Source organism: Streptomyces sp. NPDC051243 (assembly GCF_044455405.1).
Classification (GTDB): Bacteria; Actinomycetota; Actinomycetes; order Streptomycetales; family Streptomycetaceae; genus Streptomyces.
The window spans coordinates 430581-442793 of the sequence record NZ_JBITES010000005.1; the positions used below are offsets into that span (position 1 = coordinate 430581).

Annotated in this window: 15 protein-coding genes; 5 read left to right on the forward strand and 10 right to left on the reverse strand. The window is 70.5% G+C overall.

The window, feature by feature from the left end:
• Positions 1–93 precede the first annotated feature (93 nt).
• Positions 94–948: a GNAT family N-acetyltransferase gene (locus ACIBAG_RS15750; protein ID WP_399105211.1), complete on the forward strand. Its 855-nt coding sequence runs from the start codon at positions 94–96 to the stop codon at positions 946–948.
• Between the two features lie 54 nt (positions 949–1002).
• Here the strand turns inward: ACIBAG_RS15750 and ACIBAG_RS15755 are convergent, their stop codons facing one another.
• The gene (locus ACIBAG_RS15755; protein WP_399105439.1) at positions 1003–1488 is read right to left on the reverse strand and encodes a nucleoside deaminase; all 486 of its coding nucleotides are present in this window, start codon (positions 1486–1488) and stop codon (positions 1003–1005) included.
• 143 nt (positions 1489–1631) lie between these two features.
• Between ACIBAG_RS15755 and ACIBAG_RS15760 the strand changes: the two genes are divergently transcribed.
• On the forward strand, positions 1632–2408 hold the full coding sequence (locus ACIBAG_RS15760) for a GNAT family N-acetyltransferase (RefSeq protein WP_399105213.1): 777 nt from the start codon (positions 1632–1634) through the stop codon (positions 2406–2408).
• 201 nt (positions 2409–2609) lie between these two features.
• Here ACIBAG_RS15760 and ACIBAG_RS15765 read toward each other — a convergent pair whose 3' ends face one another.
• The 3 genes from ACIBAG_RS15765 to ACIBAG_RS15775 all read right to left on the reverse strand — a co-directional run bounded on the left by ACIBAG_RS15765 (position 2610) and on the right by ACIBAG_RS15775 (position 4173).
• Positions 2610–2873: a GlsB/YeaQ/YmgE family stress response membrane protein gene (locus tag ACIBAG_RS15765; protein ID WP_399105215.1), complete on the reverse strand. Its 264-nt coding sequence runs from the start codon at positions 2871–2873 to the stop codon at positions 2610–2612.
• A gap of 102 nt (positions 2874–2975) precedes the next feature.
• Entirely contained in the window at positions 2976–3518 is a 543-nt protein-coding gene (locus ACIBAG_RS15770) for a hypothetical protein (protein WP_399105217.1), read from the reverse strand.
• A 259-nt stretch (positions 3519–3777) separates the two neighbouring features.
• Positions 3778–4173 (reverse strand): hypothetical protein, encoded by a 396-nt coding sequence (locus tag ACIBAG_RS15775; RefSeq protein WP_399105219.1) that lies wholly within the window; start codon positions 4171–4173, stop codon positions 3778–3780.
• A gap of 187 nt (positions 4174–4360) precedes the next feature.
• Here ACIBAG_RS15775 and ACIBAG_RS15780 point away from each other — a divergent pair, with 187 nt between their 5' ends.
• Positions 4361–5128: an ArsR/SmtB family transcription factor gene (locus ACIBAG_RS15780; protein ID WP_399105221.1), complete on the forward strand. Its 768-nt coding sequence runs from the start codon at positions 4361–4363 to the stop codon at positions 5126–5128.
• Positions 5129–5228: 100 nt separating this feature from the next.
• Here the strand turns inward: ACIBAG_RS15780 and ACIBAG_RS15785 are convergent, their stop codons facing one another.
• On the reverse strand, positions 5229–5669 hold the full coding sequence (locus ACIBAG_RS15785; RefSeq protein WP_399105223.1) for an SPW repeat protein: 441 nt from the start codon (positions 5667–5669) through the stop codon (positions 5229–5231).
• A 189-nt stretch (positions 5670–5858) separates the two neighbouring features.
• Between ACIBAG_RS15785 and ACIBAG_RS15790 the strand changes: the two genes are divergently transcribed.
• On the forward strand, positions 5859–6215 hold the full coding sequence (locus tag ACIBAG_RS15790; RefSeq protein WP_399105225.1) for a YciI family protein: 357 nt from the start codon (positions 5859–5861) through the stop codon (positions 6213–6215).
• The gene (locus tag ACIBAG_RS15795) at positions 6212–7402 is read left to right on the forward strand and encodes an RNA polymerase sigma factor (RefSeq protein ID WP_399105227.1); all 1191 of its coding nucleotides are present in this window, start codon (positions 6212–6214) and stop codon (positions 7400–7402) included. The genes ACIBAG_RS15790 and ACIBAG_RS15795 overlap by 4 nt, the downstream gene beginning before the upstream one ends.
• Here the strand turns inward: ACIBAG_RS15795 and urtE are convergent.
• The 5 genes from urtE to urtA all read right to left on the reverse strand — a co-directional run bounded on the left by urtE (position 7392) and on the right by urtA (position 12158).
• Positions 7392–8084 (reverse strand): urea ABC transporter ATP-binding subunit UrtE, encoded by a 693-nt coding sequence (urtE, locus tag ACIBAG_RS15800; protein WP_399105229.1) that lies wholly within the window; start codon positions 8082–8084, stop codon positions 7392–7394. The genes ACIBAG_RS15795 and urtE overlap by 11 nt on opposite strands.
• Positions 8084–8851: an urea ABC transporter ATP-binding protein UrtD gene (urtD, locus tag ACIBAG_RS15805; RefSeq protein ID WP_399105231.1), complete on the reverse strand. Its 768-nt coding sequence runs from the start codon at positions 8849–8851 to the stop codon at positions 8084–8086. The genes urtE and urtD overlap by 1 nt, the downstream gene beginning before the upstream one ends.
• A complete protein-coding gene (gene urtC, locus ACIBAG_RS15810; protein ID WP_399105233.1) occupies positions 8848–9942 on the reverse strand; it encodes an urea ABC transporter permease subunit UrtC in 1095 nt (364 codons plus the stop codon). Before urtC ends, urtD begins: the two co-directional genes overlap by 4 nt.
• Positions 9939–10835, reverse strand: coding sequence for an urea ABC transporter permease subunit UrtB (gene urtB / locus ACIBAG_RS15815; protein ID WP_399105236.1), 897 nt, complete (start codon positions 10833–10835; stop codon positions 9939–9941). The genes urtC and urtB overlap by 4 nt, the downstream gene beginning before the upstream one ends.
• A gap of 66 nt (positions 10836–10901) precedes the next feature.
• Complete coding sequence (urtA, locus tag ACIBAG_RS15820) at positions 10902–12158, reverse strand: urea ABC transporter substrate-binding protein (RefSeq protein WP_399105238.1); 1257 nt, start codon at positions 12156–12158, stop codon at positions 10902–10904.
• Positions 12159–12213 lie beyond the last annotated feature (55 nt).

The following is a 12213-nucleotide window of genomic DNA, read 5'->3' on the forward strand; positions in this document are numbered from 1 at the left end:
CATGCCGTGACGCCCCCGCCGACCATCCGAAAGGATGTCGTGCGCACGGTCGATCACCGTGCGCACGCACCCCCGAAGGAATGGAGCGCACCGATGGCCTCTCCGGCCCCCGAAGACCTCGTGGTGACACGGGCCGACCTCGACGACTGGCCGGTGGTGCGCGACTGGGCCGTCGCCGAGGGGTGGAACCCGGGGGTCGCGGACAGTGCGGCCTTCTTCGCGCAGGACCCGGAGGGCTTCTTCATCGGCCGGATCGACGGCGAGCCCGTCTCGTCGATCTCCGTCGTCAACTACGGCTCCGACTACGCCTTCCTGGGCTGGTATCTGGTCCGCCCCGACGTGCGCGGCCGTGGCTACGGCCTCACCACGTGGAAGACGGCGTTGGCGCACGCGGAGAACCGCACGGTGGGCCTGGACGGCGTCGTCGCCCAGCAGGACAACTACCGCCGCTCGGGCTTCGAGCCCGCCCACCGCACCTTCCGGTTCACCGGCACCGCCCCCGCCGTCGAGGCCCCGGCGGACGTCCGCGCCGTACGGCCCGCGGACCTGGCGGAGATCAAGGCGTACGACGGCACCTGCACGCCGGCCGACCGCCCCCGCTTCCTCGAGCACTGGCTCACCGGGCCCGGACACCACGCCGTCGTCCGCCGCGACGGCGACCGCGTCACCGGCTACGGCGTGATCCGCCCCGGCCACGACTGCCCGCGCATCGGCCCCCTCTTCGCCGACACCGCCGACGACGCCCGGGCCGTCCTGGCCGCCCTGACCGCGGAGGTGGCCGGCCGCGAGGTCGCCATCGACGTGCCCGAGACCAACGCGGTGGCGGTCGCCCTCGCCGAGGAGGCCGGCTTCACGCCCTCCTTCGAGACGGCCCGCATGTACACGGGGCCGGTCCGGCCCTACGCGCAGGAGAAGGTCTTCGGCGTCACCACACTGGAACTCGGCTAGCCGCACCCGACCGGAACACCGGCGTCCGGGCCGTACGGCATGCGAAACCACCCGTCAGCCCGTTCGCCGGTGGAACCGGAAGTGCAGCGCACGGACCTCCTCCGCCAACTCGGGCACCGGGCCCTCCACCGCCACACCCGGGGCGACCTCCTGGACCGGCAGCGTCCGTACCGGCGGGGCGGGAACCCCCAACTCGGCCAGCCATCCGGCCAGTTGCTCCGACGAGGCGACGTACACGATGCGTCCCAGGCCGACCCACGCGTGCGCGGCCGCGCACATCGGGCAGTGCTCGCCGGAGGTGTAGACGGTCGCGGCCGCCCGCTCCTCGGGCGACAGGTGGGCGGCTGACCAGCGTGCCAGCTCGAACTCGGGGTGCCGGGTGCGGTCGCAAGAGGCCACCCGGTTGTGGTCCTCGGCGAGCACCGCGCCGTCCGCCCCCACGAGCACCGAACCGAAGGGTTCGTCCCCGGCCTCCAGTGCCTCGGTCGCGAGCTCGACGCATCGGCGCAGGTAAGGCAGTTCGGCATCCCTCACGACCATCGTGTACGGCCCTCCTCGCGGCGCGGTCATCCCTGGGCACCCTATGATCGCTCCCTCGCCGCGCACACTGTCCTGGAGTGGCGATGATGCCGTTGACCGGTAAAGCTGTTGCCGTGGGCCTCGCCCGATGCTGGAGTGAGTCCATGGATCATGCCTCGATACTCGCCCTGTACGACCGGGACATGCGCGAAGGCGCCCAGCCGGACAGCCCCGACGCCCGGGTCGAGCGGACCGGGCGCGTGGTCCGCCAGATCTCTTCGGGGCGCGGCTGGAACGGCGTCGTGTGGTCGGACCTGGACGAGGCGGGCGCCGACGCGGCGATCACCGAGCAGATCGCCCATTTCACCGTGCTCGGCCGCGAGTTCGAGTGGAAGCTGTACGGCCACGACCTCCCGGTGGACCTCGGGCGGCGGCTCAGGGACGCCGGTTTCACTGCCCAGCCCGAGGAGACGCTGATGATCGGCGAGGTCGCCGGTCTGTTCCTGGACGCCGAGCCGCCGGACGGCATCCGCGTCCTGCCGGTGACCGACGCGAGGGGCGTCGACCTCGTCGCGGAGGTGCACGAGAAGGCCTTCGGCACCGACAGTTCCCGGATGCGCCACCAACTGCTCGCCCGCCTTGCGGCCGACCCGGACACCGTGGTCGCCGTGGTCGCGCTGGCCGGCGACACACCGGTGAGCGCGGCCCGCATGGAGCTGGTGCCCGGCACCCGGTTCGCCGGACTGTGGGGCGGCGGAACCGTCGAGGCCTGGCGCGGGCGTGGCATCTACCGAGCCCTGGTGGCCCACCGCGCCCGTGCCGCCGCGGACCGCGGCTACCGATATCTCCAGGTCGACGCCATGAGCACCAGCCGCCCCATCCTGGAGCGCCTCGGCTTCGAACCGCTGACCACCACGACGCCGTACGTGTACGTGCCGTAGGGAGAGCCCACCGGTGTCGGGCCGAGTGAGCGCCGAGAGGGCGCCCATGTCCGGTGCGTGGCGGAGCAGTTCGGTCTGCCGAAGTCGATGCCCGGGCAGTCATGACGCCGGGGCACTCATGACGCCGGGGCAGTCATGAGGTCGGGGCGCGCATGACGTCCCATGCGCGCCCCGGGTCCGCGTCGCTGTGCGCGTACCACGTCAGCGCCGCGCCTTGGTCCTGTCCAGTGCGGCCACGCCCAGCGCGGCGAGGCCGATCTGGATCAGCCACTCGATCCAGTCGACGCCGTCGGTGTCGGCCACGTCGAGGCCGGCCGCGATCGCCGAACCGAGCAGCGCGGCCACGATGCCGACGAGGATCGTCCACAGAACCCCGATGCGCTGACGGCCCGGAATCACGAGGCGCCCCAGCACACCGATGACGATGCCGATAACAATGGCACTGATGATGCCCGAGATCTCCATTTCGTTCCTCTTCCTCCTGTCCCCGCACGGACTCGAGTTCCCCTTGAAGGCGGGGACAGTCGGTTCCACTTCAACCTGCCGCCGACGCCGGTCCCATGCGACTCAGGCTCCGCCCCCGCCCCACCCCGTGGCGGCCACCACTTCGGCGGCGATGTCGATCACCGTGCGGCCGTCGGTCCGCACGCGAAGCACGTCCGCGGGCGCACGCTCGTCGAGGAGTCGTGCCTTGCGGGCGCTGTTGCGCACCTCGTGCTCCAGCTCGGAGCCGAGTTCACGCCCGGTCAGCCGCTGTTCGGCCGTCGCGTCGGTGGCGGTGAGCAGAACCCGTACGAGCCGTACGCCGTCCCCCATGACCCGGCGGAACATCGGCGCGGTCTCGTCCAGCACACTGCCGGTGTTCGTGTAGACGAGCCGCCGGTACCCGAGCTCGGCGTAGTTCCGCCACACGGCGGCCAGGTTCAGCTCCGTGATGCCGGCCCGGTGCGTGTCGCCGGCCGGTGCCGGATGGACGTATCCCATGAAGTCGCCGTCGATGACGGCGTGCGCGACCTGCGCGGCCCGCAGGCGGGCCGAGACCTCCCAGCCCACCGTGGTCTTGCCGACCCCGGCCCGTCCCCCGATGAGGAGTGCTTCCGTGTGATCCATGAGCGCAGCGTGCCCGGACGTGGGCGTCCTTGGCGAGTGGTTTCGGCTCGTGCTCGCGCTGGTCGGCGGGGGTGCGGATACGGAGTGGGTGCTCGGCGGCGGGGCTGTCGACGAGGTCGTGCGGGTCGGAGCGACCGTACGGCGTACGCCCACGAACGGTCGTGGTGCGTGCGGGAGTTGCTTGCGCTGTTCGCGGCGAGGGGGGCGGCGCCGCGCCGTCGCGGGGTCGACGAGCGCGGGCGAGAGGAGTGGGCCGGCGTCAGGCGGCGGGCGCGGTGGGTGTCGGCTCCGGTGTCGCCGTTCCGTCGACCCACGAGCTCAACCGGCCGTCCGGCTGCAGGGCGAGGTGCAGCCCGTTGTGCTGGGCGTGCGTGGGCAGGCCCTGGGTGTAGAGGGTCCCGTACCGGACGCCCCGGGCCCAGATCTCCGCCTCGTAGCGGTTCTCGCCGGTCCGGTACACCTCCGCCAGGCTGACCTTGTCCGCCAGCTTCACCGTCTTCACGTGGACACGCTGCGCCGTGGACTGGTGCCTTGCGGACGGGCCGGCCCCGCTGGCGGGTGCCTCGGCGGCGAGGGCGCCGGCGGCCGAGACGCTCAGGACGGCGGTGATGCCGGTGGCGACGAGGGCGGTGCGCAGGGTGCGGGGAGCACGCATCAGTGAGTCGTTCCTTCGGTGGCGTTCGTTTCGACGTGTTCGACGCTACGGACCCTCCATCAAGGAACCCCGTACATCATGTAACGGTCATTCGTCTTATATGGCTCAGAACGAACAAAGCGCCTCGATTGACATGCAGGTATTTACCTGCATAACTTTGAGTGTGCCATCGGGAAGCGACTCAGGGATGGACCAGGTCTTCAAGGCGCTGGCCGACGACACGCGCAGACGGCTGCTGGACCGGCTGCACGAGCACAACGGGCAGACGCTGGGCGAGCTGTGCGCGCGCATCGACATGACACGCCAATCGGTGACCCAGCATCTGGCCGTCCTGGAGGCCGCCAACCTGGTCGGCACGGTGCGGCGGGGGCGGGAGAAGCTGCACTACCTCAATCCGGTCCCGCTGCACGAGATCCAGGAGCGGTGGATCGACAAGTTCGAGCACCCGCGCCTGCGCGTACTGGGGGCCGTGAAACGACGAGCCGAGGAAGCGATGATCGACAAGCCCACCTTCGTGTACGTCACCTACATCGAGAGCACGCCCGAGAAGGTCTGGGACGCGCTCACCGACGCCGACCTGACCGCCGCCTACTGGGGCCACAGCAATGTCTCGGACTGGCAGCGGGGCTCCCGCTGGGAACACGTCCGCACCGACGGCTCGGGCATCGCCGACGTGGTCGGCGCCGTCGTGGAGAGCGAGCGACCGAAGCGTCTGGTCACCACCTGGGTGGCGCCGGACGAGGAGGGGCAGGAGGACAAGTACTCCAGGGTCACCTTCGACATCCAGCAGCACGCCGAGATCGTCCGGCTCACCGTGACGCACGAGGACCTGCCGGACGAGAGCGCGCGCGCCGACGTGGCGTCCGGCTGGCCGGCCGTGCTGTCCAACCTCAAGTCGCTCCTGGAGACCGGGCACGTGCTGCCTCAGGAGCCGTGGCTGATGCCGGCCCGCTGAGGGTGGTCGGCGGCCGCGAGGGTGGACGCGACGAGGCCGGTCCGCGGGCGCGGACCGGCCGGTAAGGGTTCCCCTCCGGGTGCGTCTGCGGCGGTGTCCGTTACGGCCTGGGGGTACTCTTCGCGGCCGTGCCGGCGCACAGCATCCCCAGGATCACGGCCAGCGCGCCGATGATGATGTTGTTGACGACGACACCCGCGTCCGGGCTGTCACCGACGATCCACGGCGCGATGATCATCCAGACGCCCATCGCGCAGAAGGCCCAGCTGAGGCCGTACATGCGCTCCGGGGCCCGGGTGAACCCGAGGGCCAGCAGGCCGATCGCGATGCCCACGATGAGGTTGTGGGTCACGAGCGGGGGCTGGCTGGTCGTGTAGTGGAGGATCCAGGGGGACACCGCGCAGTACAGACCGAGCAGGAACACCGGTCCGTCCACGAGCGCCACGTCGCGACCGCCGAGCATGCGGGCGTAGCGGTCCCGCATTTCGGTTACATCCGGGTGGGCGGTTATGTCACCTCTGGTGGGCTGCACGTTGGCCATGACTCGTCTCCTTTGACTCGCAGGCCTGACCGCTCTGGTGCGGTATGCGGTAAGCGCCGCCTAGGGTCATTCTGCGCTTATTTTTTCTTTATGTGTAGAGCTGTTCGAGATCATGGTGGTGGTGTCGATCCGGGAGCGGGCCGTTCGTGTAAGGGGTGGAGACCACGACGAAGGCCCGAGGAGGCCGTCATGAAGTACTACCTGCTCAATGTGATGCAGCCCGTCGGGGAGCCGCCCGCCCCGGAGGTCCTGGGTGAGATCGAGAAGAACCTCGACGCCCTCAACCGGGAGCTGCGGGAGGCGGGCGCCTGGGTGTTCGCCGGGGGACTGCACGGCCCGGAGTCCTCCACCGTGCTCAGGCCCCGCGACGGCGACGTCCTGGTCACCGACGGGCCGTACGCCGAGGGCAAGGAGATGCTCGGCGGCATCAGCCTGATCAAGGCCCCCGATCTGGACGCCGCCCTCGAGTGGGGCCGCCGGCTGGCCCTGGCGACCACCCTGCCGATCGAGGTGCGGCCGTTCATGGGGGAGGCCGAGGACCGATGACGGTCCCGGACGTCGAGGACGTCTTCCGCGCGGAGTACGGCCGCGCGGTCGCCGTCCTGGTCCGCTTCCTCGGCGACATCGACCTCGCCGAGGAAGCGGTCCAGGACGCCTTCACCACGGCCGTGCGGAGCTGGCCGGAGAGCGGAGTGCCGCCGAGCCCCGCCGGCTGGATCATCACCACCGCCCGCAACCGTGCCATCGACCGGCTCCGCCGCGAGTCCACCCGGGACGAACGCCACGCCCAGGCCGCGCTGCTGTACGCCCCCGACGCACCGCCCGAGGAGGGCCCCGTGCGCGACGAACGGCTCCGCCTGATCTTCACCTGCTGCCATCCCGCCCTGGCCGTCCAGGCGCGGGTCGCTCTCACCCTGCGCCTGCTCGGCGGGCTCAGCACCGCCCAGATCGCCCGCGCCTTCCTGGTGCCCGAGCCGACCATGGCACAGCGGCTGGTGCGGGCCAAGGCGAAGATCCGCAACGCCGGGATCCCGTATCGCGTGCCCCGCGACGCCGACCTGCCGGACCGTCTCACGGGCGTGCTGGCCGTCGTCTACCTGATCTTCAACCAGGGGTACGAGGGTGAGGCGGGCCTGTGCGAGGAGGCCGTGCGCCTCGGACGCCTGCTGACCGAGCTCATGCCGGACGAACCCGAGGCCACCGGGCTGCTCGCACTGATGCTGCTCGTCGAGTCGCGCCGGGACGCCCGGCAGGACGCACACGGCGAGCTCGTGCCGTTGCCCGAGCAGGACCGTGCCCGGTGGGACCGCGCGCTGATCTCCGAGGGGCAGGGGCTCGTCCGGCGCTGTCTGCGCCGGAACCGGCCGGGGCCGTACCAGCTCCAGGCCGCCGTCCAGGCCGTGCACAGTGACGCGCCGACCGCCGGAGCCACGGACTGGGGGCAGATCCTGCGGCTGTACGACCACCCCATGGCCCTCGCCCCCAGCCCTGTGGTGGCCCTGAACCGGGCGGTCGCCGTCGCCGAGGTCGAGGGCCCGCGGCAGGCCCTGGACCTCGTGGACGCCCTGGACCTCGACGGCTACCACGTCTTCCACGCCGTCCGCGCCCACCTGCTGCGTCGGCTCGGGCGTGACGCGGAGGCGGCGCGGGCGTACGAGGCGGCCGTCGCGCTCACCGAGAGCCCGGCGGAGCGCGCCTTCCTTCAGCGGCGCGGGGCCACCCTCACACGCTGAGCGCCTCCCGCACCGCCCCCTCGCCCTCCGCACCGCCCTCGCCGGACGAGGTGACCCGACCGGCCTCCAGGACGTAGTACCGCTGCGCCGCCCGCATGGCGAACCCGACGTGCTGTTCGACCAGCAGCACCGACAGCCCGCCCCGGGCGGCCAGCGCGAGGATCGTCTCCTCGATCTCGGCGACCACCGACGGCTGGATGCCCTCGGTCGGCTCGTCCAGGAGCAGCAGCCGGGGCTCCGTCACCAGGGCGCGGGCGATGGCGAGTTGCTGCCGCTGGCCGCCGGAGAGCAGACCCGCGCGGCGACCCGACAGCGCCCTCAGCGCCGGGAACAGGTCCAGCGCCTCGGCCACCGCCGCCCTCCCGCGTCTGCGCCCGTCCGCGACCAGCTGGAGGTTCTCGGCGGTCGTCAGCTGCGGGAACGACTGCTGGCCCTGCGGGACGTACGCCATCCCGCGCGCGACCCGTTCGTGCGGCTTGCGGCGGGTGATGTCCTCGCCGTCGAGCCGGATGGTCCCGCCGGTCGGGGTGAGCAGACCGACGGCGGCCCGCAGCAACGTGCTCTTGCCGGCGCCGTTGTGGCCGAGGACCGCGGCGACGCCGTCCTTCGGCACCTCGACGGACACCCCGTGCAGGACGCTGCTGCGGTGGTAGCCGACGCGTACGTCGTCGATCTGCAGCATCACGCCTCCTGAACGGCCGCGTCGGCGGGCGTCGCCTCGGCGGCCGTGTGCCCGAGGTACACCTCCTGCACCTTCGGGTCGGCCTGCACGTCGGCCACCGTGCCCTCGCTGAGCACCTTGCCCGCGTGCAGCACGCTGACGCTGCGGGCGAACGAGCGCATGAAGTCCATGTCGTGCTCGATGACGACCACGGTCCGCTCCTCGCTGATGCGCCGCAGCAGCTCGCCGGTCGCCTGGCGCTCGTCGTGGCTCATGCCCGCCACCGGCTCGTCGAGCAGCAGCAGCCGTACGTCCTGCACGAGCAGCATGCCGATCTCCAGCCACTGCTTCTGACCGTGCGCGAGCGTCCCGGCGGGGGAGTCGGCGAGTTCGGTGAGCCCGACCGTCTCCAGCGCCCTGGCGACCGGCTCGGGCACGCCCTTGCGGCGCCGCAGCATGGTCCACATGCTCCGCCCCGCGCCCGCCGCGATGTCCAGGTTCTGCAGGACCGTCAACTCCTCGAAGACCGTGGCGGTCTGGAAGGTCCGGCCGATGCCCGAGCGGGCGATCCGGTGCACGCTCCGCCCGAGCAGCTCCTCGCCGCCGAACCGCACCGATCCCGCCGCCTTCACCAGTCCGGTGACGGCGTCGACGAGGGTCGTCTTGCCCGCGCCGTTGGGACCGATGAGGAACCGCAGATCGCCCGGGCGCACGTCGAGGTCGACTCCGTCGACGGCCGTGAACCCGTCGAAGGACACTCGCAGTTGTCGTATCTCGAGGCCGGTCATGCTGCTTCTCCTACCGGGATGACGGCCGCCTTCTTCTCCTCTTCCGCTGCCGCCCGCCGTCGCCGCATGACAGTCGCCAGCGAGGCCAGACCACCCGGCAGGAAGGCGAGCGCGACAATGAACAGCAGCCCCTGGAAGTAGGTCCAGGCCGCCGGGAACTCCTCCGACAGCGCCGTCTTCGCCCAGGCCACCGCGATCGCGCCGAGCACCGCGCCGACCAGGCTGGCCCGGCCGCCCACCGCCGCGCCGATGACGAACTCGATCGAGGGCACGATGCCGATCAGCGCCGGCGAGATGATGCCGACCGCCGGCACGAACAGCGCACCCGCGAGGCCCGCCATGCCGGCCGCGACGACGTAGGCGACGAGCTTGACGTTCGCCGGGTCGTAGCCCAGGAAGCGCACCCGCTCCTCCGAGTCCCGCACGGCGACGAGGAGTTCGCCGTAGCGGCTCTGGACGAGCTGGCGGGCGAGAGCGATGAGCAGCAGCAGGACGGCCGCGATGATGAAGTACACCGTCCGCTGGTTGACCGGGTCGTCCAGGGCGTAGCCGAAGAAGCCCTGGATGTCGGTGAGTCCGTTGGTGCCGCCGGTCGTGGCCTGCTGGCCGATCAGCCAGATGGCGAAGGCGGCGGCGAGGGCCTGGCTGAGGATCGCGAAGTACGCGCCCTTGACCCGGCGCCGGAAGATGAAGGAGCCGAGCAGCGCCGCGACCGCCATCGGCAGCAGGAACGTCGCGGCCAGCGCGAACACCGGGTTCGCGAACGGCTGCCACCACCAGGGGAGTTCGGTGGCGGTGCCGTACAGCTGCATGAAGTCGGGCAGGTTGCCGGGCCCCGCGTCGGCGATCTTCAGGTGCATGGCCATGGCGTAGCCGCCGAGCCCGAAGAACACACCCTGGCCCAGCGTCAGCAGCCCGCCGCGGCCCCAGGCCAGACAGATGCCGACCGCGACCATCGCGACGCACAGGTACTTGGCGAGCAGCCCGAGCCGGAAGTCGGACAGGACCAGCGGGGCGACGGCGAACAGCAGGACGGCCGACCCGGCGAAACCGGCCGCCGCCCGGACCGACGGCCTCTTGAGCAGGTTCATACGAGACTCCTCGTCCGCAGCGTGTACAGCCCCTGCGGCCGCCACTGGAGGAACGCGACGATGCCGACGAGCACCAGCACCTTGGCGACACTGACGGTGGTGGAGTACTCCAGCACCGACTGCAGCACGCCCAGCGCGAAGGCGACGATGACCGTGCCCTTGAGCTGTCCGATACCGCCGACCACGATCACCAGGAAGGCGTCGATGATCACGTTGGTGCCCATCGTCGGCCCGATCGGACCCACCAGCGTCAGCGCCACCCCGGCCACACCCGCGAGCCCGGAGCCGATGAAGAACGCCGTACGGTCCACGGTCGAGGTCGAGATGCCGGACACCTCCGCGAGGTCGCGGTTCTGCACCACGGCACGGATCCGGCGGCCCAGCGGCGTCAGCCGCAGCGTGAGCGACAGCGCGACGACGGCCGCGACCGCCAACCCGAGAATGAACAGGCGGCTGTTGGCGACGGTGAGCGGATCGTCGCCGCCGATGAGAGTGATGTTCCCGGTGAGGATGTCGGGTGCGCGGGTCTGCACGTTCGGCGCGCCGAAAACGTCCCGGGCGAGCTGCTGGAGCATCAGCGAGACGCCCCAGGTGACGAGAAGTGTGTCGAGGGGCCGCAGATACAGACGTCGTATCAGCAGCCATTCGAGAAGTGCGCCGAGGGCACCCGAGACGAGAAATGCGACGGGAAGAGCGACCAGCAGCGAAATTCCGGCGCTCGAAATGGACTTCTGCAGGACATACGTCGTGTAGGCGCCGGCCATGATGAACTCGCCGTGGGCCATGTTGATGACGTTCATCTGGCCGAAGGTGAGCGAGAGGCCGAGCGCGATGAGCAGCAGGACGGCACCGATGCTGATGCCGGTGAAGGTCTGACCGAGGATCACGGTCATACGGCGGCTCCGGGGAGGCGGGGGAGCGGGGCCCGGCGGGCGTGCCGGGCCCCACGAGGCGATCGGTCAGGACAGGCCGGAGGCCCAGGAGTAGCCCTTGAGGTAGGGGTCCGGCTTGATGGGCTTGCCGGAGTCCCACACCTGCTCGATCAGTCCGTCGGAGCCGACCTTGCCGATCCGGGCGGTCTTGTAGATGTGCTGCGAGGCCCCGTCGATCGTGACCTTGCCCTCGGGCGCGTCGAAGGTGATGCCGTCGGAGGCGGCCTTCACCTTCTCCGGGTCGAAGGACTTCGCCTTCTCGACCATGGCCTTCCACAGGTAGACCGAGACGTAGGCGGCCTCCATCGGGTCACTGGTCGGCTTGTCCTGGCCGTACTTCGCCTTGTACGCCTTCACGAACGTCTCGTTCGCGGCGCCCGGCGTCGTCTGGTAGTAGTTCCAGGCCGTCAGCTGCCCGTCCAGGTACTGCGTGCCGATCGACTTGACCTCCTCCTCGGCGATCGACACCGAGACGACCGGCATGCTCTTCGCCGTCAGGCCCGCCGACTTGTACTCCTTGAAGAAGGCCACGTTCGAGTCGCCGTTGAGGGTGTTGAACACCGCGTCCGCCTTGGAAGCCTTCACCTTGTTGGCGATCGTGCTGAACTCCGTGGACCCCAGCGGCGCGTAGTCCTCACCGAGGATCGTCATGCCGTTGGCCTTGGCGTACGCCCTGATCTCCTTGTTGGCGGTGCGCGGGAAGACGTAGTCGCTGCCGACCAGGTAGAGCTTCTTCAGGCCCTTGCTCTTGAGGTAGTCGAGGGCCGGGACGATCTGCTGGTTGGTGGTCGCGCCCGTGTAGAAGATGTACGGCGACTCCTCCAGGCCCTCGTACTGCACGGGGTAGAAGAGCAGCGACCTGTTCTTCTCGAACACCGGCTTGACGGCCTTGCGGCTGGCGGAGGTCCAGCAGCCGAAGGTGGCCGCGACGCCGTCCTCCTTGATGAGCTTGGTCGCCTTCTCGGCGAAGGTCGGCCAGTCGGAGGCGCCGTCCTCGCTGATCGGCTTGATCTTCTTGCCGAGGACGCCACCGGAGGCGTTGATCTCGTCGATGGCGAGCATCAGCGAGTTGCGTACGGTCACCTCGCTGATCGCCATCGTGCCGGACAGCGAGTTGAGCAGACCGACCTTGACGGTGTCGCCGCTGACGTCGATCTTCGCCGCCTTGTCGGACGAGCCGGCCGCGTCGGTCTTCGCGCCGCACGCCGAGAGGGCCACGACGGCCGCGAGCGCGGCGGTTCCGGCCAGGAAACGGCGCCGGTGGATATGAGGAAGGCTGGACAAGTGAACCTCCTTGAAGGGCGGTGCACAGCCTCAAGTCGGCCTGTTTCCAGGGTGT

Bases quoted from the DNA above. Each gene is read 5' to 3' on its own strand.
- ACIBAG_RS15750 (WP_399105211.1), top strand. From the start codon at position 94: ATGGCCTCTCCGGCCCCCGAAGACCTCGTGGTGACACGGGCCGACCTC.
- ACIBAG_RS15755 (WP_399105439.1), bottom strand. From the start codon at position 1,488: ATGGTCGTGAGGGATGCCGAACTGCCTTACCTGCGCCGATGCGTCGAG.
- ACIBAG_RS15760 (WP_399105213.1), top strand. From the start codon at position 1,632: ATGGATCATGCCTCGATACTCGCCCTGTACGACCGGGACATGCGCGAA.
- ACIBAG_RS15765 (WP_399105215.1), bottom strand. From the start codon at position 2,873: ATGGAGATCTCGGGCATCATCAGTGCCATTGTTATCGGCATCGTCATC.
- ACIBAG_RS15770 (WP_399105217.1), bottom strand. From the start codon at position 3,518: ATGGATCACACGGAAGCACTCCTCATCGGGGGACGGGCCGGGGTCGGC.
- ACIBAG_RS15775 (WP_399105219.1), bottom strand. From the start codon at position 4,173: ATGCGTGCTCCCCGCACCCTGCGCACCGCCCTCGTCGCCACCGGCATC.
- ACIBAG_RS15780 (WP_399105221.1), top strand. From the start codon at position 4,361: ATGGACCAGGTCTTCAAGGCGCTGGCCGACGACACGCGCAGACGGCTG.
- ACIBAG_RS15785 (WP_399105223.1), bottom strand. From the start codon at position 5,669: ATGGCCAACGTGCAGCCCACCAGAGGTGACATAACCGCCCACCCGGAT.
- ACIBAG_RS15790 (WP_399105225.1), top strand. From the start codon at position 5,859: ATGAAGTACTACCTGCTCAATGTGATGCAGCCCGTCGGGGAGCCGCCC.
- ACIBAG_RS15795 (WP_399105227.1), top strand. From the start codon at position 6,212: ATGACGGTCCCGGACGTCGAGGACGTCTTCCGCGCGGAGTACGGCCGC.
- urtE (WP_399105229.1), bottom strand. From the start codon at position 8,084: ATGCTGCAGATCGACGACGTACGCGTCGGCTACCACCGCAGCAGCGTC.
- urtD (WP_399105231.1), bottom strand. From the start codon at position 8,851: ATGACCGGCCTCGAGATACGACAACTGCGAGTGTCCTTCGACGGGTTC.
- urtC (WP_399105233.1), bottom strand. From the start codon at position 9,942: ATGAACCTGCTCAAGAGGCCGTCGGTCCGGGCGGCGGCCGGTTTCGCC.
- urtB (WP_399105236.1), bottom strand. From the start codon at position 10,835: ATGACCGTGATCCTCGGTCAGACCTTCACCGGCATCAGCATCGGTGCC.